Annotated in this window: 21 protein-coding genes; 10 read left to right on the forward strand and 11 right to left on the reverse strand. The window is 61.2% G+C overall.

The annotated features are described in order from the left end of the window. The first annotated feature begins 25 nt into the window (after positions 1-25). From V7650_RS07000 to V7650_RS07010, 3 genes are all read left to right on the forward strand, one after another. On the forward strand, positions 26-784 hold the full coding sequence (locus V7650_RS07000; RefSeq protein WP_335655538.1) for an SDR family NAD(P)-dependent oxidoreductase: 759 nt from the start codon (positions 26-28) through the stop codon (positions 782-784). 103 nt (positions 785-887) lie between these two features. Beyond that, positions 888-1,955: an NAD(P)-dependent alcohol dehydrogenase gene (locus V7650_RS07005; RefSeq protein ID WP_335655539.1), complete on the forward strand. Its 1,068-nt coding sequence runs from the start codon at positions 888-890 to the stop codon at positions 1,953-1,955. A 124-nt stretch (positions 1,956-2,079) separates the two neighbouring features. Beyond that, entirely contained in the window at positions 2,080-2,469 is a 390-nt protein-coding gene (locus V7650_RS07010; RefSeq protein WP_335655540.1) for a hypothetical protein, read from the forward strand. A 110-nt stretch (positions 2,470-2,579) separates the two neighbouring features. On the opposite strand, the gene V7650_RS07015 is transcribed toward V7650_RS07010, so the two are convergent. Continuing rightward, entirely contained in the window at positions 2,580-3,323 is a 744-nt protein-coding gene (locus V7650_RS07015; protein ID WP_335655541.1) for an enoyl-CoA hydratase/isomerase family protein, read from the reverse strand. Between the two features lie 115 nt (positions 3,324-3,438). After that, positions 3,439-5,025 (reverse strand): fatty acid--CoA ligase, encoded by a 1,587-nt coding sequence (locus V7650_RS07020; protein ID WP_335655542.1) that lies wholly within the window; start codon positions 5,023-5,025, stop codon positions 3,439-3,441. Positions 5,026-5,170: 145 nt separating this feature from the next. Between V7650_RS07020 and V7650_RS07025 the strand changes: the two genes are divergently transcribed. Next, entirely contained in the window at positions 5,171-5,977 is an 807-nt protein-coding gene (locus V7650_RS07025) for a sugar phosphate isomerase/epimerase family protein (RefSeq protein WP_335655543.1), read from the forward strand. Between the two features lies 1 nt (position 5,978). After that, complete coding sequence (locus V7650_RS07030) at positions 5,979-6,452, forward strand: nuclear transport factor 2 family protein (RefSeq protein WP_335655544.1); 474 nt, start codon at positions 5,979-5,981, stop codon at positions 6,450-6,452. 15 nt (positions 6,453-6,467) lie between these two features. Here the strand turns inward: V7650_RS07030 and V7650_RS07035 are convergent, their stop codons facing one another. Genes V7650_RS07035 through V7650_RS07050 form a run of 4 tightly spaced genes read right to left on the reverse strand, consistent with a single transcriptional unit; the run spans position 6,468 to position 10,045 of the window. Next, the gene (locus V7650_RS07035) at positions 6,468-7,766 is read right to left on the reverse strand and encodes a serine hydrolase domain-containing protein (protein WP_335655545.1); all 1,299 of its coding nucleotides are present in this window, start codon (positions 7,764-7,766) and stop codon (positions 6,468-6,470) included. Further along, positions 7,750-8,391: a 3-oxoacid CoA-transferase subunit B gene (locus V7650_RS07040; protein ID WP_335655546.1), complete on the reverse strand. Its 642-nt coding sequence runs from the start codon at positions 8,389-8,391 to the stop codon at positions 7,750-7,752. The genes V7650_RS07035 and V7650_RS07040 overlap by 17 nt, the downstream gene beginning before the upstream one ends. 2 nt (positions 8,392-8,393) lie before the next feature. After that, complete coding sequence (locus V7650_RS07045; protein ID WP_335655547.1) at positions 8,394-9,338, reverse strand: hypothetical protein; 945 nt, start codon at positions 9,336-9,338, stop codon at positions 8,394-8,396. Next, entirely contained in the window at positions 9,338-10,045 is a 708-nt protein-coding gene (locus V7650_RS07050) for a CoA transferase subunit A (protein WP_335655548.1), read from the reverse strand. Before V7650_RS07050 ends, V7650_RS07045 begins: the two co-directional genes overlap by 1 nt. 102 nt (positions 10,046-10,147) lie before the next feature. On the opposite strand from V7650_RS07050, the gene V7650_RS07055 reads away from it, so the two are divergent. After that, complete coding sequence (locus V7650_RS07055) at positions 10,148-11,236, forward strand: esterase-like activity of phytase family protein (RefSeq protein WP_335655549.1); 1,089 nt, start codon at positions 10,148-10,150, stop codon at positions 11,234-11,236. Here the strand turns inward: V7650_RS07055 and rpmB are convergent. Continuing rightward, positions 11,226-11,516 carry a 50S ribosomal protein L28 gene (gene rpmB / locus V7650_RS07060; RefSeq protein WP_335655550.1) on the reverse strand — a complete coding sequence of 97 codons (291 nt, stop codon included), beginning with the start codon at positions 11,514-11,516 and terminating at the stop codon, positions 11,226-11,228. The two genes, V7650_RS07055 and rpmB, sit on opposite strands and share 11 nt — an antisense overlap. 152 nt (positions 11,517-11,668) lie before the next feature. Here rpmB and V7650_RS07065 point away from each other — a divergent pair, with 152 nt between their 5' ends. Continuing rightward, positions 11,669-12,127: a nucleoside deaminase gene (locus V7650_RS07065; RefSeq protein ID WP_335655551.1), complete on the forward strand. Its 459-nt coding sequence runs from the start codon at positions 11,669-11,671 to the stop codon at positions 12,125-12,127. 3 nt (positions 12,128-12,130) lie between these two features. Here the strand turns inward: V7650_RS07065 and V7650_RS07070 are convergent, their stop codons facing one another. Then, a complete protein-coding gene (locus V7650_RS07070; RefSeq protein ID WP_335655552.1) occupies positions 12,131-12,931 on the reverse strand; it encodes a LytR/AlgR family response regulator transcription factor in 801 nt (266 codons plus the stop codon). Further along, a complete protein-coding gene (locus tag V7650_RS07075) occupies positions 12,928-14,160 on the reverse strand; it encodes a sensor histidine kinase (RefSeq protein WP_335655553.1) in 1,233 nt (410 codons plus the stop codon). Before V7650_RS07075 ends, V7650_RS07070 begins: the two co-directional genes overlap by 4 nt. A gap of 161 nt (positions 14,161-14,321) precedes the next feature. On the opposite strand from V7650_RS07075, the gene V7650_RS07080 reads away from it, so the two are divergent. After that, positions 14,322-14,903 carry an HD domain-containing protein gene (locus V7650_RS07080; RefSeq protein WP_335655554.1) on the forward strand — a complete coding sequence of 194 codons (582 nt, stop codon included), beginning with the start codon at positions 14,322-14,324 and terminating at the stop codon, positions 14,901-14,903. Positions 14,904-14,922: 19 nt separating this feature from the next. Here V7650_RS07080 and V7650_RS07085 read toward each other — a convergent pair whose 3' ends face one another. Beyond that, complete coding sequence (locus tag V7650_RS07085; protein ID WP_335655555.1) at positions 14,923-15,462, reverse strand: winged helix-turn-helix transcriptional regulator; 540 nt, start codon at positions 15,460-15,462, stop codon at positions 14,923-14,925. A gap of 170 nt (positions 15,463-15,632) precedes the next feature. On the opposite strand from V7650_RS07085, the gene V7650_RS07090 reads away from it, so the two are divergent. Next, positions 15,633-15,971: a CC_3452 family protein gene (locus V7650_RS07090; RefSeq protein ID WP_335655556.1), complete on the forward strand. Its 339-nt coding sequence runs from the start codon at positions 15,633-15,635 to the stop codon at positions 15,969-15,971. A gap of 173 nt (positions 15,972-16,144) precedes the next feature. Next, on the forward strand, positions 16,145-18,235 hold the full coding sequence (locus tag V7650_RS07095) for a RelA/SpoT family protein (protein WP_335655557.1): 2,091 nt from the start codon (positions 16,145-16,147) through the stop codon (positions 18,233-18,235). Between the two features lie 194 nt (positions 18,236-18,429). Here V7650_RS07095 and V7650_RS07100 read toward each other — a convergent pair whose 3' ends face one another. Beyond that, positions 18,430-19,044, reverse strand: coding sequence for an FKBP-type peptidyl-prolyl cis-trans isomerase (locus V7650_RS07100; RefSeq protein ID WP_335655558.1), 615 nt, complete (start codon positions 19,042-19,044; stop codon positions 18,430-18,432). Positions 19,045-19,069 lie beyond the last annotated feature (25 nt).

The following is a 19,069-nucleotide window of genomic DNA, read 5'->3' on the forward strand; positions in this document are numbered from 1 at the left end:
TTTAAGACACACAAAGGAGAAGAAAATGGATTTGGGACTCAAGGGCAAGAAAGTCATTCTGACCGGCGGCAGCCGCGGCCTCGGCCGCGCGGCGCTGGAACATTTCGCCAGCGAAGGCGCTGACGTTGCGTTTTTCTCGCGCAACGCCGAACAGGTCGCTGCAGCGAAGAAGGAACTGGAAGCGCATGGCGGCAAGGTCGTCGCTGACGCCCTCGATATGACCGATATCGACGGCTATGCGAAATGGCTGGAAAAGGCGGCGGGCGACCTTGGCGGCTGTGACATCTTCATCCACAATGTCAGCTCCTCCGGCGCCGGCGCCACTGGTAACTGGGAAGTCACCTTCCAGACCGATATCCTCGGCGCGGTCAAGGCGATGGAAGTGCTCGAACCGCATCTGGAAAAATCCGACGATGGCAGCGTGATCTTCATGTCCTCCACCGCCGCCTTCGAGACCTTTGTCGCGCCGCAGGCGTTCAACGCGATGAAGGCCGCGCTGATCACCTATGGCAGCCAGCTCAGCCAGGCGCTCGGCCCCAAGGGCATTCGCGTCAACATGGTCTCCCCGGGACCGATCAAGTTCCCCGGCGGCAACTGGTCGCAGATCGAAAAGGGCATGCCGGAATTTTACGAAGCGACCAAGACCGGCTTCGCGCTGGGCGATTTCGGCAATGCCGACGATGTCGCGCGCAGCGTCGTCTTCCTCGCCAGCCCGGCGTCCAGCTACACCACCGGCGCCCATCTGGTGATCGACGGCGGCTTTACCAAACGGGTGCAGTTCTAGGCGCAAGCCGCGGCTCGCTTTCGGGGCGCGGACGCGCTGTTGTTGCGCAAATATAAGGGCTCCGGCTTGTCGGCCGGAGCCCCTTTTTTTGAAAGGCACGACCATGACCGACCAGCAGACCAACGAATATCCCGCCAAGGGCTATGCCACGCATGCGCCGGACCAGCCGCTCGAACCCTTTGCCTTCAACCGGCGCGGCCTGCGCCACGACGATGTGCTGATCGAGATTTCGCATTGCGGCATCTGCCATTCCGACCTGCACACCGCGCGCAACGACTGGGGCGGCAGCAAATATCCGGTCCTCCCCGGTCATGAAATCGTCGGTCATGTGAAAGCGGTTGGCGAAGATGTGACGGACTTTGCGGAAGGCGACCGGGTCGCGGTCGGCTGCATGGTCGATGCCTGTCTCGAGTGCGATCATTGCAAACAGGGCCTGGAGCAATATTGCCTGAACGGCGGCATGACCGGCACCTATAATGGCACGGATCGCCGCGACGGCAGCAACACCCTGGGCGGCTATTCCGACAAGATCGTGGTGCGCAAGGAATTTGTCCTGCGCATCCCCGACGGCATGGACATGGGCGCCGCCGCTCCCCTGCTCTGCGCCGGAATCACCACCTACTCCCCGCTCAAGCAGTGGAAGGTCGGCCCGGGCAGCAAGGTCGCGGTCGTCGGCCTCGGCGGGCTGGGCCATATGGGCGTCAAGCTGGCCGTGGCGATGGGCGCGAAGGTCACCGTGCTTACCCGCACCGAAGACAAGATGGCTGACGCAAAGGCTTTGGGAGCCACGGACATATTATTGTCCACCGACCGCGATGCGATGAAAGCCGCCGCGAACAGTTTCGACTTGATCCTCAACACCATTCCCGTACCGCACCCCGTTGCCCATTATATGCCGTTGCTGAAGGTCGACTGCGCGCAGGTGCTGGTCGGCGTCATCGGCACGCTCCCGGAAATGCACAGCGGCCACCTGCTGGGTCGCCGGATCCTCACCGGTTCGGGGATCGGCGGGATTGCGGAAACCCAGGAGATGCTCGATTTCTGTGCGGAGAAGAATATATTGCCCGAAATCGAAATGATCGCGATGCAGGATGTCAACAAGGCCTATGACCGGATGGAAAGGTCCGATGTGCGCTATCGGTTCGTGATCGGTATGGAGACGCTCGGCTGAGGCGGAGCGGGCTGAAATAGGCTGCCTCCATCAGCCGCTCAACAATCACTCCGGACTGGGTGGCTTGGGAGTGCTGCAGTCTTTCCGGATTGCGGACATATCCGCGTTATGGCAGTAAATCCCTATGGATTCTTCCTTCACGCCGCTCGAAAGAGCCGCATTAGATGCTATCCTGGCCGAAACGGGCGACGATCGCGCCGCCGTTGAATGTCAGTTGCTCCGCGCCACGGTTAGGGCGCGTGAAAACACCGGCGGCGGGTTTTTCGTGCATTTGAACGTTCCCGACGAAGTGGAACTGTTAAATCTGAAGTCAGCGCCACTGGGCGAAGATGTTTGGATCGGTGTTGACGGGATGGAATATGGCCTTGGAGCCATCCTTCATTGCAAGCACGGGTGCGTCAGTCTCCTCGAAGGTTATGCCGTAGGTCCAGAGGATACGTCTTCGATCGATTTCGGTCATGTTTCATACGCGATCATCAAAGCGCCGGGACGATTCCCTGAACACGGTCGCTAAGGCGTCTTTCCCGACCGGAAGCGGTTCGACCGCTTTCCACCCAGCAAGGCAAAACTGAAGTCCGCTTGCGGCATATCTTGGACACTCACAATAACGGGTTCATCTCAGCATCACTTGCCCTTGCCCATAAATGCCCCGATCCGCTCCTGCATATCCGGACCATGACCTTCGCTCTCCATCACTTCCCATTGCAGCCCTGCGTCGAGCGGCCCGCCATCGGTTGCTTCCAGCAGGCGCTTGTTCGCCGCGTGCGAGAAGCCGGAATTGGCGACAATCTTCTTCGCCAGCGCTTCAATCTCGGCATCGAACTGCTCCAGCGGCACCGCATATTCCGCCAGACCGATGCGCACCGCTTCGTCGGCATCGATCATGTCGGCGGTAAACATCAGCCGCTTGGCGGTGGCGATGCCGACCCGGCGCGGCAGGCGCTGGCTCATCCCCCAGACCGGGGTCAGCGCCCATTTGGCGTGGGTATCGCCGAACCGGGCGCTGTCCGCTGCCAAAATGAAATCCGCAGCGAGAGCGACCTCGAGCGCACCGGTATAGCAATGGCCGTGGACCGCCGCGATCACCGGCTTGGGCAATTTTTCCAGCATCCGCAGCGTCTCCGAATGCCAGCCGCGCGACGGTACCGCTTCGCCTTCGGCAATGTCGCCGAGATCGTGCCCGGCCGAAAAGCATTTGCCGGCGCCGCGCAGCACCACGCAGCCGATGCTGTCATCCTTGCGCAGGTCGGCCACATGATCGCGCAGCTCGCGGAACATCGCCACCGTCAGGGCGTTCAGCTTGTCCGGTCGGTTGAGGGTGAGCAACGCCCAGCCATCCCGGTCTTCACGCAGTACGAGTTCTGTCATGTTCCATCGCTCCAATCCATTTGCCCGTTCGCCCTGAGCCTGTCGAAGGGCGGCTAGCCCAGTGCTTCGACAAGCTCAGCACGAACGGAGTAATATCAAAGTCACGAGCTATCGATCAGTTAACCGCCCGGTCCCGGCCTTCCCAATAAGGCGCGCGCAGGTCCTTGCGCAGGATCTTGCCCGAAGGATTGCGCGGCAGCGCTTCGATGAAGTCGATCGACTTGGGACATTTGAAGCCGGCAATGCGGGTGCGGGCATCGGTGATCAGTTCCGCCTCGGTCAGCTCCTGCCCGGCCTTGACCACGACGCAGGCCTTCACCGCCTCGCCCCATTTTTCATCGGGCACGCCGATCACCGCAACATCGGCCACCTTGGGATTGGCGTAGAGCGCATTTTCGACTTCCGCCGGATAGACATTTTCGCCACCGGAGATGATCATGTCCTTGAGCCGGTCCTGGATATAGAGATAGCCGTCTTCGTCGAGCGAACCGGCATCGCCGGTCCTCAGCCAGCCGTCGGCATCGATCGTTTCCGCCGTGGCATCGGGCCGGTTCCAGTAGCCCTTCATGTTCTTCGCCGAGCGGGTGGCGATTTCGCCGATCGTATAGGGTGGCAAAGTCTCCCCGGTCTCCGGATCGATGATCTTGATCTCGACCCCCGGCAGCGGCGTGCCGACCGAGCGCATCTTCTCGTTGCCGTTGACGTCATGGTCTTCCGGGTTGAGCGTGGTGATCGTGCCCGATGTCTCGGTCATGCCGTACATCTGGACAAAGCCGCAGCCGAGCACGTCCATCGCCTGCTTCATCAGCTCCAGCGGGATCGGCGAGGCACCATAGGTGATATATTTGAGATTGGAGAAATCGACATCGTTCACCTTCGGGTGGTTGAGCAGGATCTGGATCGCCGCCGGCACCATGAAGATTTTCGAGATATTATATTGGGCGATCAGGTCCAGCGCCTGGGTCGGATCATATTCCGGCAGGACGATGGCGCTGCCGCCGGTGAACATCACCGCCAGACCGGTACCGGTGCCGCTGATATGGAAACAGGGCATGGCGAGCAGGGTGATCTCGCCGGGAACCGGTTTCTGCCAGTCCATCAAATCCTCTTCGCTGACCCCGGCGCTGCGTGACGAAAAGATCGAGCCATTGGTCATGATCGCGCCCTTGGGGTGGCCGGTCGTGCCCGAGGTGTAGAGCTGCAGCGCATCATCATCCTCGGCACAGGGCAACATCGGATCCCGGGGTTCGAAACCGTCGCGCCATGCCGGATAGCCGGGAAATTCCCTTTCCGCCTTCTCGCTGCCCAGGATCAGGTCGACATGTTCCAGATCATCCCGGATCTTGCCCGCCAGCTCGTCGAAACCGGGGCCGACGAAGAGCAGCCTGGCCTGGCAATCGTTCAGGATGTAGGCGACCTCGGGCGGGGCCAGTCGCCAGTTGACCGGCACCATCACCGCGCCGAGCTTGGCCGCGCCAACCAGTATCTCGAAATAGAGATGGCTGTTCTTGCCCATATAGGCGATCCGGTCGCCCTTGCCGACGCCCTTGGAGGCCAGCGCCTGCGCCGCCCGGTTGCTGCCGGCATCGAGCGCGGCATAGGTCATCTCGTCGCCCTCGAAGGTGAAGACCACCGCGTCCGGCTGCTCCTGCGTCTGGAAACGCACCACGTCGCCAATGGAAATAATATCTTCTTCGGTCATGCAAATATCCTCTGTGCGCGATTCCGCGATCGGCTTTTCCATAGGATACATAGAGACGCGGCGATATGATACAGCCTAGCAGATTGACTAGCCGCGCCGCCCGAAATCCGGTGGCGCCGCACCGGCAATCCACTAGGATTGGCCGATGCATACACTGGCATTGCACCAGATCACGATGATGGACGGCGGCCCCGAGGGCCTGGTGCGGTTCGCCGCGGCAGCCGGGCTCGACGGCGTCTGCCTGTTCACCGCCACGCCGGTCGATGCGAAGGGCCGGAACATGTTCCCGGTCGTGGAGCCATCTGCCGCGCCCTCCTTCAAACGCCTGCTGCGCGACCATGATGTGCGGATCGTCAACGCCGAATATTTCCCGGTGATGCCGCAGCAGGACGTCGCGGCATATCAGCCGGCCATAAGCCTTGCCGCGGAACTGGGCGCGAAGCGGCTGGTCACCCATATCCATGAAAGCGACAGCCGGCGGGCGGAGGATCAGCTGGCCAGCCTGTGCGCGCTGGCGTCGGACCACGGATTGGGGGTTGGCCTGGAATTTACCGGATTTGCGCCGGGCTGCAACAGCCTGGCAAGCGCCGTCGCCCTGCATGGCCGCATGGCCCAGCCCAATCTCGCCATCGCCATCGACGCGCTGCACCTGTTCCGCACCGGCGGCATGCTGGAACAGGTCGCGGCCCTCGATCCCAGAGTCGTCTCCTATGCGCAGCTTTGCGACGGCCCCGATTTCCGCCTGGCGGATGACTATATCGGGGAGGCTATGAACCGGATGGTTCCCGGCGAGGGCGTCTTTCCGCTGCGCGCGCTGGCCGCCCTGCTCGGCCCGCATGTCGATATCGACGTCGAGGTGCCGGCCCATGCCGCGCCGGCGGGCTTCGATGCCGCGGCCTGGGCGCATCGTGCCATCACCGCCAGCAAAGCCCTGCTTGCCGAAAGGAAGTGAGATGAACACCGATTATCTGGTCGACCGCGCGCGAATCAAGGACCATATATTGCGCTATGCCACCGGCATCGATCGCCGCGACTGGGCTCTCTACCGCTCAATCTTCGCGGACCGGCTGACGATCGATTTTTCAAGCTGGTCGGGCGAACCGGCCAGCGTCATGGACGCCAACGACTGGGTTGCCGGAGTCCGCCGGACGCTCGAACCGTTCGACGCCACGCAGCATGTCCTGACCAATTTCGTGACCGAGGTCACCGGCGAGCGCGCCACCTGTACCTGCTACATGGCTGCCCATCACCATCTGGTCACCGGCGACTTGCGGGAGATGCACAGCATTGGCGGCTATTATGTCCATGACCTGCGGCGGGCACCCGAGGGCTGGCTGATCCATCGCACGCAGTTGAACGTCACCTGGGAAATGGGCGACAGGGCGCTGTTCGAACAGGCGGCATTGCGGGCAGCGCCCGGGACCTGAGGGATGCGCCGGCAGTCAGCGCGGCAAGGCTGGGTCGGGCTGCGCCACCTCGACCGCCGGCAGATCCGAAAGGTCCAGCCAGTTGCTGCCCGACAGGCCATAATAGCTGTCGAGCACCGCAAAGGGCAGCCGGAAGGGCCGTCCCCAGCCATCATTCCACATCGCCACCACGCCGGTGCGCGCCACCGGATCAAATATCATCGTCGAGCGGTAGCCGTCGACGGCACCGCTGTGCCCGACCAGCTGTCGCCCGGCATAGGTGAAGCTGCGCCAGCCCAGGCCATAATAGGGATCGGCGAGGGCGCGCGCGAGAACACCGCTGTACACCCGCGGGGTACGGACCAGCGGCGCGTGTGCCACGGCCAGCGCCCCGGCCGACAGCACCTCCCGGTTTTCGCCCATTTGCGCGCGCATCCAGCGTGCCATGTCGATGATGTCGCTGCTGACGCCGGCAGCGGCGGGCACCCGCCAGTAGGACTCGGACAATGTCCGGACCTCGTCACCGCGATGCGGCCGCGCCCAGCTTTCCGCCCCGGTAAGGCCAGCCATGCCGAATTGCGCGCTCTTCATGCCCAGCGGCTTGAACAGCTGCTTCTCCACCGCGTCGGAATATAGCGTGCCTGCCGCCTGGCCCAATATTTCGCTCGCCGCGTCAAAGGCGATATTCTGATAGCTGTGGCAGGTCCCCGGCACGCATTGCAGCGGCGCCGCCCCCAGCTGCCTGCGCAGCAGGCCCGGCTCTTCGCCGTCCTCCAGCTTGGTATCATAGGCATTTTTGGTCAGGCCGGTACGGTGCGACAGGAGCTGTGCCAGCGTGATTTGCGATTCTGTACCACCCGGCAGCCGCAGCGACGACTGCCACCGGCCCAGCGGTGCATCAAGGCTGAGCTTGCCTTCTTCCGCCAGTTTTGCAGCCAGCGAACCCGCCACGCCCTTCGAGACCGAGGCCCAGCGGAACACCGTTTGCGGCTTCACCCGCTCGCCGCTTTGCCGGCTGGTCACGCCGTAGGTGGACACAAAACGCAGGTCGCCGTCCTCGATGATGGCGATCGCCAGCCCGGCCATTTCCGGCCGGTCGGCGAGCGCGGCAAACTGCTGGTCGAGGCCGCGATAGTCGATCTTTCCGCGCCAGTCGGCCGGCTCGGTCGGCAGGCGGCTCTGAGCTTCCGGAACGATCAGGGCCGGCAGCGGGAAACCGCTTCGCTGCTCGACCAGCGTCCGATAGCTGTAGCCGCCAACCAGCAGGAGAGCGGCCAGACCCAGCAATATCGCGAGATTTTTCTTCACTCGGGCTATATTATAAGGCGATTTCATAGGCGGCGGTCGTTTTCTCCGCGACATCCTCGGCGCTGATCCCCGGCGCCAGTTCGATCAGACGGAACGGGCTGTCATGATCGGGCCGCTGGAAAACGCAGAGGTCGGTGATGATCATGTCCACGACATTGGTGCCGGTCAGCGGCAGCGTGCATTCGGGAATGAATTTGGGGCTGCCGTCCTTGGCGCAATGGTCCATCACCACGATGATCTTCTTCACGCCGGCGACGAGGTCCATTGCCCCGCCCATGCCCTTGATCATCTTGCCCGGGATCATCCAGTTGGCAATATCGCCATTCTCGGCGATTTCCATCGCGCCCAGCACCGTCAGATCGATATGGCCGCCGCGGATCATCGCAAAGCTGTCGGAGGAACCGAAATAGCTGGAGGACGGCAGCTCGCTGATCGTCTGCTTGCCGGCGTTGATCAGATCGGCGTCAATCTCGTCCTCATAGGGAAACGGCCCGATGCCGAGCATGCCGTTCTCGCTCTGCAGCGTGACCTCGACACCCGGCGGGATATGATTGGCAACCAGCGTCGGGATGCCGATGCCGAGATTCACATAATAACCATCTTGCAGTTCCTGCGCCGCCCGAGCGGCCATTTCATCGCGAGTCCAGGGCATATTCATCCTTCTTTTTCATTTGGTTCCGACACCGTTGCTTCCGTTGCTTCGACCAGCGGCGGCGGTGTCAGAAACCATCCGTTACCAAACATGTTTTCCAGCGTGATTGCGCCGTCGGGATCCCGCAGATAGCTGTAAAGCTCGTCAAAATCCGACCGGTCGTCGCCCGCCATCGCCACGATACAATAGTTGCGCGCCGCATCCCAGCGCCGCTCCTGTTTGCGGTCTTCACCGCCGCGGTCAAGGAAAAGAAAATCGTCGGTCTGGGATTGCGACAAACCGGCGTCGCTGAGAATTGCCGAAATTTTCCTGGAGGCCGCCACCGGCTGATCGGACAACCAGATCACGCTGATCTCGGCCGATCTCAGGCTGTCGAGCACCTCGATCAGACCATTTTGGCGATATAATGTGTCCGCGGCGAGCCAGTTGCCGCCGGATGCCCCATCAAGATCGATGAGCACGGCCAGCGGCTTGCCTTCGCATGCCATGGTTTTCGGCCTGAAAATATCGACCTGGGGTATCAGCACGACCGACCGGACGCCTTCGCCCTCCTGCAATCGGGCCGACTGCGCCAGCGCATAGGCCCCAAAGCCGGCATAGGGCGACCTGCCTGCCCCCGCGGGTTCAAAAAATTGCGAGAGATAGTCTGCGGCTTCTGCATCCATTTCCACCGCCATGGCTCCGGCCGGACTGCCCTGGGTCGTGAAGGCCCTTTTTGCGCCGGCCGCTGCTCCGGCAGACTCATCCCCGGTGCCGACGGTGACGGTTCCGATCGGCATGGCGAGATCAACCGCGCCGGCCGCGACCAGTCCCCGCTTTGCCTCGGTGCGATCAATCTGGTTTTTGCCTAGGGCGCCCAAGGCTGCAAGCGGCAGCAACGCGGCGACACAACCGGAAAGAAGCGGCACGCTGCCCAGAACGATCAATGATGTCTGGATTCGGCCCATCAGGCCTCTTGGCGTTCCCGCGTCATGCGGAATTCGATTTTCTTGTCATAGGGCGTTCCGGCGATCAGGCGTTTGACATAAATGCCCGGCAGATGAATGCTGTCGGGATCCAGTTCGCCAACCTCGACAATCTCTTCCACCTCGGCGACGCATATCTTGCCGGCGGTTGCCATTGGCGCGTTGAAATTGCGGGCCGTCTTCCGGAATATCAGATTGCCCGCCTTGTCCGCCTTCCACCCCTTGATCAGGCAGAGGTCGGCAAAAATGCCCCGTTCCAGAATATAGGTTTCGCCGTCGAAATCCTTGTGCTCCTTGCCCTCCGCCACCTGCGTGCCGACCCCGGTCTTGGTGTAAAAGCCGGGAATGCCCGCACCGCCGGCGCGGCAGCGTTCGGCCAGCGTGCCCTGCGGACAGAATTCGACCTCCAGTTCCCCGGAGAGAAACTGGCGTTCGAATTCCTTGTTTTCCCCGACGTAGGAAGAGATCATCTTCTTGACCTGGCGCGAGCGAAGCAGCTTGCCGAGGCCTTCGTTGTCAATGCCTGCGTTGTTGGAAGCGATTGTAAGTCCCTTGACCCCGTCCTGCTGGATCGCGTCGATCAGCCGTTCCGGAATCCCGCAAAGGCCAAATCCGCCAACGCACAAATGCATGTTATCGAACAATAGACCGTCGAGAGCGGCGGCGGCATCAGGGTAGACTTTTTTCATATTCGCGCTTTCCTCACTTGTTGCCCGGCGTCTAGCCCAGGTGGCGCGCAAGCGTCCAGAATAGAATATGTTTGAAACCGTGAATGGGTTATGCGCGGCGCCATGATCCGCCTTCTTGCCTGCCTCGCCCTGTTCTTCTTCCTGGTGCCGGTCACCTATGTCCGCGGGCCGTTGGCGCCGCCCGTTGATGACCAGTATATCGCTCTTGAGCCGATCGCCCTTGATCCCCGGCATCCGGAACGCACCCGGGCGGGTCAGCTGGTCTTTCTGGCGGGATGGAAGATCACCAGCGACAATGGCGAGTTTGGCGGCATTTCATCTATGGTGATATTGCCGGACCAGCGTTTTCTGATGCTCAGCGACAATGGAACGCTGGTCGGATTCACGTTCGACGAGGCGGCGCACCGGGCGATCCGTCCCTTCATCGCGCCGTTGCCCGACGGTCCCGCCAAACCCAATGCATTTGCGCGTCAGAACTGGGACTCCGAATCGCTGGTCCACAATCCCGCCACCGGCCAATATTGGGTCGGCTACGAGCATCAGCACAGCATCTGGCGCTACGGCTCATCCTTTTCCCGAAAGGAAGCCGCCAATTTTCCGGCGGCCATGCAGCAATGGCCGGAGAACGGCGGCGCCGAAGCAATGCTCCGGCTCGCGGATGGACGCTTTGTTGTATTTTCCGAGTCCGCCGAACATGCCGAGGGAGCCTATCGGGCGCTCTTCTTTGACAGCGACCCGGCCGATTCGTCCAGCACCGCGCAAGCGTTCGGCTACCGCCCGCCCAAAGGCTATAAACTGACCGATGCGGCGATGCTGGATGACAAGTCGGCGCTGATGCTGCACCGCCGCTTCACGCCGCTGGACGGGGTTTCGGCGATCATTTCGATCGCCCGGCTGGCCGATTTTCAGCCCGGCGAAATCGCCACATCCACGCCGATTGCGACGCTCGAGCCGCCGCTGAAGGTCGACAACATGGAAGCGCTGGCGATCACCAGGGAGGGAGCGGACAGCATCGTCTGGCTGGCGTCTGACGACAATTTCAGCGGGCTCCAGGAATCGCTGCTGCTGAAGTTCCGCCTGCTGCCGGAGAAGGCGACGGAGAAAGCGCGCTCTGCCCGACGCCAAAAGCAAAAAGCCGAGGCAAGCCCCGGCTTTTCAGCATTCGAATCGGACGGATCGCTTAAGCGCTAGCAACCTGCTTTTTCGCGATTTCCTTCTTGAGGCGCTTCACCCGCAGGCTCAGCTTCTCGTCCTTGGTTTTCAGCAGCCAGTTGTCGAGACCGCCAACATGCTCGACCGAACGCAGGCCGTGCGTCGAAACGCGGAGCTTAACGCCCTTGCCCAATGCGTCGGAGAGAAGCGTCACATTTTGCAGGTTGGGCAAAAAGGTCTTCTTGGTCCGGTTTTTGGCGTGCGACACATTATTGCCTACCAGCCGAGTCTTACCTGTCAGTTCGCAAATCCGCGACATCGTATAAGTCCAATTTCTTGTTGTTGAGTGATTCCCACGGGAAAGAGCGGTCCCCTAACCGCAATCGGGCCATGCGTCAAGCATATCGGCCGCTTTTTGCACGATCGCGCTGTCCTATGGCCTTCCGGCCGCTTCGCCGCTAATCGATAATCATGACAGGGGCAAAATATACTTCATTCATGGGCGATGCGCTGGCCTTGGCGGATGCCGCGATCGCTGTCGGCGAGGTTCCGGTCGGCGCGGTCATCGTCCGCGGCGGAAAAATTATCGGCCGGGGCCACAACCGCACCCGCATCGATTCCGACCCCACCGCCCATGCCGAGATCGTCGCGATTCGCGAGGCGACCCGCTTTCTCGGCAATGACCGGCTGGAGGATTGCGACCTGTGGGTCACGCTGGAGCCCTGCACGATGTGCGCCGGCGCCATCGCCCATGCCCGCATCGCCAGGCTCTATTACGGAGCCGATGATCCCAAGGGCGGCGGCGTCGACAGCGGCGTCCGCTTTTTCGACGCCCCGACCTGCCACCACCGACCGGAGGTCTATGCCGGCCTGGAGGCGGATCGGTCGGCGAAATTGCTGCTGGATTTTTTCGCGGAGCGCCGCGGCTGACCGCTAGTGCACGAAGCGCGCGACAACATCCCGGTAGCTGCGGCTGACTTTCACCTGCGCCCCTGATCCCAGCACCAGGAAACATTCGCCATTGGTGTGCGGCTTCACTTCCCGCACCTGGCTCAGATTGACGATGGTCGAGCGGTGGACCCGCTGGAAATTCCGCGGATCGAGGCGCTTTTCCAGATCCTTCATCGTTTCGCGCAGGATCAGGCTGTTGTCGGCGGTATAGATGCACATATAGTCGCCGGCGGCATCGATCCGTTCGATCGTGTCGACATCGACGCGGAAAATCTGGCCGCGGTCCTTGACGTTGATCAATTTCTCGTAGCGATTCGCCGAAGCCGGCTCCTCGTTGTCGTCGATATGGGCCATGGCGTCGGGCGCGACTTCGTTGAGCACATTCTTCAGCTTTTCCAGTTCGGCGCCGCCGCGCTTTTCCAGCAGCCGCTTGCGCACCCGGTCGATCGCGTCGGCGAGCCGGTCTTCCTCCACCGGCTTGACCAGATAGTCGATCGCCTCAGCCTCGAAGGCGCGCACCGCATGTTCGGAATAGGCGGTCACGAAGATGAACAGCGGCGGCTCAATCTCCATGATCCCCTGGACCACCGAAAAACCGTCAAAACCGGGCATCTGGATATCCAGAAACACCAGATCGGGCTTGAGGGTCTTGATCTTGCGTATCGCTTCCCGGCCATTGCGGCACGTGTCGACAATCTCGATATCGTCAAATTTCTCGAGACGGATCTGCAGGCCCTGGATGGCCAGCTTTTCGTCATCGACTAGAATCGCTCTGATTGTCATATTTTCAAATCCTTGTGCTGAAGTGATGGCAAAGCCGGGCTACTGGCCGACTCCCGCTGATTGTCATCACTGGATGCATGCTCCCCAAAAATCGTCTCGTTTCTCACCTGTTCCACGGTTGTTGCGTGATCTGCGGCCTCCCGCGCGATCTGTTCTCTCGTTTCAAAAGGCAAGGCGATCAATACCGAAAAGCCTTCGCCGGGTGACGAACGCGTCTCGAATATCGCGCCTTCTCCATAGGCTTGGTTTAATCGCTCCTGAATATTGCCGAGCCCGACTCCGGTAGAATCATATTTGCTGGTAATCACGCCGTTTTTTCCCGGCCCGGTATCCGAAACGGTGATGCGCAACTTGTCTCCGTCCAGATGAGCCGCCACCGAGATGTCGGCCCCCTCTTCCTGCGGGGTCACGGCATATTTTATCGCATTTTCGACCAGCGGCTGCAGCAGCAGCGACGGCAGCAGCGCATCGCGCACCGCCGGATCGATGTCGAAATGCGACCGCAGTCGCTCTTCGAACCGCATTTTCTCGATATCGAGATAAAGATGCAGCGTCTCCACCTCCTGCGCCAGGGTCACGCGGCTGTGCACCTCGTTGACCAAGGTATGGCGCAGGAAGGAGGACAGGCGCGACAGCATCGCATTGGCCGGCTCGGTCTGGCGCAGCAGCACCAGCGTCGAAATGCTGTTCAGCGTGTTGAACAGGAAATGGGGGTTGAGCTGGTAGCGCAGCATCGCCAGCTGCGCCCGGGTCGCCTGCGCCTCCAGCTGCAGCAGCTGGTCGTTCTGCTCTTCCACCCGCAGGAAGAAATTGATCGCATAATAGAGCGCCGACCAGGCGCCGAGCATCATGATGCCGAGAAACAGCGAGCCGAGAAACAGCGTTCCGAAGGCGGTCTCGGTCGTCGGATTCTGGATCAGGAACACCCAGGCGTCGATGAAGGCATAGAGCGCCGAGGCCACGGTCAATATTGCCGCGGTGCTGCTCCAGGTGACGATCGGCCGGCGATGGATCAGATTCTTGTAGACCACCGACAGCAGCAGCGAGATCGAATAGCCCGTGATCGTCGAAATGATCACCGGCACCAGAAAGCTCAGCGGCAGCCCGTTGGAGATGCCGCCGATCGCGCGCAGGATCAGCGCACCCGCCCAGCCCGCCGATTGCAGGTTCCAGAATGCCCGGTTCTTGTTGCCAAAAAACGGCTGGGGACGAATTTCCATGACGGCCATGTTGCTTTCTATAGCGGGGCATTGCCGCTTGGGGAAGAATCGCCTATCATTTGCCCGATTAAGACGACAAAGGCTCTGTTTTTTACACCCAATGCAAAGATATTTGCATTGCTGCCGGCAAAAATGGGGCTGAAGATCGGCAAAGCACAAAGGAGAATATCATGGGTGGTCCCAACGAAGTCCGGGCAAAATTTCCTTCGATGGAAGAGGGCTCCCAGGAAGACTGGCAGATCATCGGCAGCCATTTCGGCCCCTTTGCCAGCAAGGTCGCCGACCGGGTCCTAGAACATCTGAAGCTGCTCGACGGCGATTTTGGCGGTTTTCCGATCGACCGCATGCAGCACAGCCTGCAGACCGCCACCCGTGCCCACCGCGACGGGCGCGATGAGGAATATGTCGTGATGGCCCTGTTGCACGATGTCGGCGACACGCTCGGCACCTATAATCATCCCGATATTGCCGCGGCAATCCTCAGGCCCTTTGTCAGCGCCAAGAACCACTGGATCACCGAAAAGCACGGCATCTTCCAGGGCTATTATTTCTTCCATTATCTGGGCCAGGATCGCGACATGCGCGAACAGTTCCGCGGGCACGAACATTTCGAGGATTGCGCCGAATTCTGCGCGAAATACGACCAGACCGCCTTTGATGCCAATTATGACACCGCACCGCTGGAATTTTTCGAGCCGATGGTCCGCAGGGTCATGGCGCGGCCGGTCAACAGCATTTACGTGACCGAATAGGCGGCCGTCATGCGAATCGTCAGGCCGCTGAGGATTCGCCGATTTCCCTGAGGTGACGGACCACCATATCGTCGCGGCTGGCACCGTCTGAATCCAGCTTCAGTTCCGCCTCGTCGATCCAGCACAGGTCGTCCAGCGCCAGCACCCGGTCGTCATGCGCCCGCATGCTGATATGGCGGATCGGCTGGCGGTCCCGCGAATCGCACAAGATCGGATTGGACGGCACGCCGGTTTCCCACTTTTCGCCCCATTGCCGCAGCGCGATCATGGTCGGGAGCAGGTCCTGCCCCTTGTCGGTCAGCCGATATTCGACCTTGCGCTTGTCATGCTCGCACGGGCGGCGGGTCATGATCCCGGCCTCGACCATCCGGGTGAGCCGGTTGGCCAGAATATTCCGGGCGATCCCGATCTCGGAGAGGAAATCCTCGAAATGGCCGACGCCGTTCAGCGCCGCCCGCAATATCATGAAGCACCAGCGCTCGCCGATAACCTCCAGCGACACCGGCAAGCTGCACTCACCGCCCGCCAGACTCGATAGATCTTCTCTGATTTTATCCATGGCTCCAATCCTAAACCCTTTTATGGGCAAGTGCGAAAAAATTATAAGTTTTTAGTTGCAACTTAAAACCTATTGATATAGGTATTGATTCGCAACCTAAATTGCAACGAAAATCTTCTCCCCTCCGGCCTGATTGACAAGGCTGGGCTCGACTGACGAAAGGACGTATCATGCTTCTCTCCCAAAGCCCGCTTCGCGCTTCCATTTTATTTTCCGTCGCCGCGATGACCTCGCTCACCCTGTTCACCGCCACCACCGCCACCAGTGCCGAGGCTCGCACGACGACCGTTGCCTATACCGCAGAACTGCAGGCACCGGTGGAAGCCAGCCAGGAAATCATCAAGGGCACGGTGATCCGCTGCGCCGGCACCGAGTGCATCGGTGGCCAAAGCAACTCCGCACCGCGGACGATCTGCGCCAAGATCGCCGACGAATTCGGTCCCGTTGCCAGCTTCGCCTACAAGGGCGAAGCATTCGACACCGAAGCACTGGCCCAGTGCAACGGCTGATATGACCATCCCCGACTGACCGGCTCTCGCTCCCAATCGCAGCCAGAATTCTGGTTTGCTCCGGTCAGCCATAGCGCCGAAGCCAACGCTCTCTTCCGTTCCCCGGAGACCAGGAGCAGGCTTCGGCGCTCTTTTTAGTTGCCCCGGCCCCGAAAGGGCACCATCTTCCTCTCATGCTCAGGCAATATGAATTGGTGGAACGGGTCCGATCCTATGATCCCGATGCAGATGAAGATCTGATCAACCGCGCCTATGTGTTTTCGGTGCAGCGTCACGGCAGCCAGAAGCGCGCCAGCGGCGACCCCTATTTCAGCCATCCCATCGAGGTCGCCGGCCTGATGACCGATCTCAAGCTGGACCAGCAGACGATCGTCACGGCGCTGCTCCACGACACGGTCGAGGACACGCTGACCACGACGGAAGAAATCGGCAGGCTTTTCGGGGGCGAAATCGCGCGGCTGGTCGATGGCGTGACCAAGCTTTCGAAGATCGAGGCCCAGACCGACAACGAGCGCGCCGCCGAGAATCTCCGGAAGTTCCTGCTCGCCATGTCCGACGACATTCGCGTGCTGCTGGTCAAGCTGGCCGACCGCCTGCACAATATGCGGACGCTGCATTTCATCAAGAGCGAGGAAAAGCGGCTGAGAATCGCGCACGAGACAATGGATATCTACGCGCCGCTGGCGGAGCGGGTCGGCATGTACGAATATATGCGCGAGATGCAGCTGCTCGCCTTCCGGCACATGGAACCGGAAGCCTATGACACGATCACCAAGCGGCTGCAGGCGATCAAGGAAGGCGACGAAGGTCAGGTCGACAAGATATCCCAGTCGATCACCAAGGCTCTTGAAAGCGGCGGCCTGGTGGCCGAGGTCAGCGGCCGGGAAAAGCATCCCTATTCGATCTGGCGCAAGATGCAGGAACGGCATGTCAGCTTCGAACAGCTGACCGATATCATGGCGTTCCGGGTGGTCACCGACAATAGCGCGGAATGCTATCGGGCACTGGGCATATTGCACAAGAAATGGAAGATGGTCCCCGGCCGCTTCAAGGACTATATCTCCACGCCCAAGCGCAACGGCTACAGCTCGATCCACACGACGATCATGCACGGCACCAACATGCGGGTGGAAATCCAGATCCGCTCGCAGCGCATGCACGAGGACAATGAATTCGGCCTCGCCGCCCACTGGGCCTACAAGCAGGGCAACCGGCCCGACGGCCAGGCCGGCTGGATCCGCGACCTGATCGAGATCCTCGACCAGGCCGAAGATGCCGAGGAACTGCTCGAACACACCAAGCTGGCGATGTACCAGGACCGGATATTTGCCTTCACGCCCAAGGGCACGCTGCTGCAGATGCCACGCGGCTCTACCACCGTCGATTTTGCCTATGCCGTGCACACCGATCTCGGCAACCAGGCGGTCGGCGCCAAGGTCAATGGCCGGCACGTGCCGTTGCGTACCCAGCTGCAGAATGGCGACGTCGTCGAAATCCTGAAGTCCAAGGGCCAGGAGCCCCAGCCCGGCTGGCTGTCCTTCGTCATCACCGGCAAGGCGCGCGCCGCGATCCGCCGCAACGTGCGGTTCAAGGAACGCGACGAGATGATCGCGATCGGCACCGAGCTGTACGATGAAATCATCGAGCGGCTGCCCGGCAAGATCGGCAAGCGGGCGATGAAGGCCGCGCTGAAGCGGCTGAACATGCAGGAACCGGACGATCTGATGATGGCGATCGGCACCCGCGAACTCAGTGACCGCGAGGTGATGGAAGCGATCATCCCCGGCAGCGTCAACGACAATGACGACGAGCGGCAATGGCCCGAACAGGATCGCGCCATATCGATCAAGGGTCTGACCCCCGGCGTCGCATTCGACCTCGCCGAATGCTGCCATCCCGTGCCGGGCGATCGCATCGTCGGCCTGCGCCGCAGCGGCGAGAATGTCGAGGTGCACACAATCGACTGCCAGAGCCTGGCGGACGGGGTGGATGCCGACTGGGTCGATCTCAGCTGGGGCAATGAAAGCGACGGCGCCCCTGCCCGGCTATGCGTGGTGCTGCACAACAAGCCGGGAACGCTGGCTGAAATGGCGGGCATCTTCGGCTTTCACAACGCCAACATCCTGAACTTGCACCTGTCCCATCGGGACGGACCTTTTCACACATTCGATGTCGCGCTGGAGGTGCACAATGTCCATCATCTGATGCGGATATTGTCCGCCCTGCGCGCCTCGGAAGCGGTCGCGCAGGCGGAACGCGCCTGAGTCCATTCATGACAAACCCCATTCAACCAAATATGCACTGAGTCGATCGCTGTCATTGCGAGGAGCGCAGCGACGCGGCAATCCAGAGCGTCTGGCCGCAGACGTTGGTGATAGCCGCCCTGGATTGCGTCGCTGCGCTCGCAATGACGTTCCATGGTGCAAGGGGTTTGTTCGTCAGCCCTTGCCGGAACTTCCTAGGGAGCGGGCGGTGGTCCGCCAGCGGCGCCCTGCGCCTGCATCTGCTGGCGCAATTCTTCCATCTGCTCGGCCGAGATGAAATCCAGCAGCGTGACGTCGAAGATCAGCAGGCTATCGGGCGGCACCTGTTCGCCGGGCGATGATTCGCCATAGGCCAAGTCCGACGGGATCCAGATGCGATATTCGCCGCCCTTCTGCATGAGCTGCAGCGCCTCGGAGAAACCGGGGACGACCGCGCCCACTGGCATCGGTGTCTGCTCGCTGGCATCGAACACGCTGCCGTCGCGCAGCGTTCCTTCATATTTGACCAGCGCGGTGTCGGTGGCTTTGGGTGACGGGCCGGTGCCGGGCTTCAGGACCTTGTATTGCAGCCCGGAGGCGGTCTGTACGACGCCTTCCTGCTTGCCATTGTCCGCCAGAAACGCGGCATTGTCGGGGGGAGGGAACAGCTTTTCCCAGCCGGCCTGGACAAATTCCGCGGGGCTTGTCTTTTCCGGAATGGCCGCCGCAAGCGCGCCGAGGGAAACTGCGCCGACCAGCACGCCCAGGAGGAATGTCTTGATAGAAAACGGTCGCCCGTCCGGGTTACGGGCTTGGCCGACAACACTCACAATTTCGCTCCTGTCCGGCCGGGAT

It is taken from the genome of Parasphingorhabdus sp. (assembly GCF_036964565.1).
Taxonomy (GTDB): Bacteria; Pseudomonadota; Alphaproteobacteria; order Sphingomonadales; family Sphingomonadaceae; genus Parasphingorhabdus.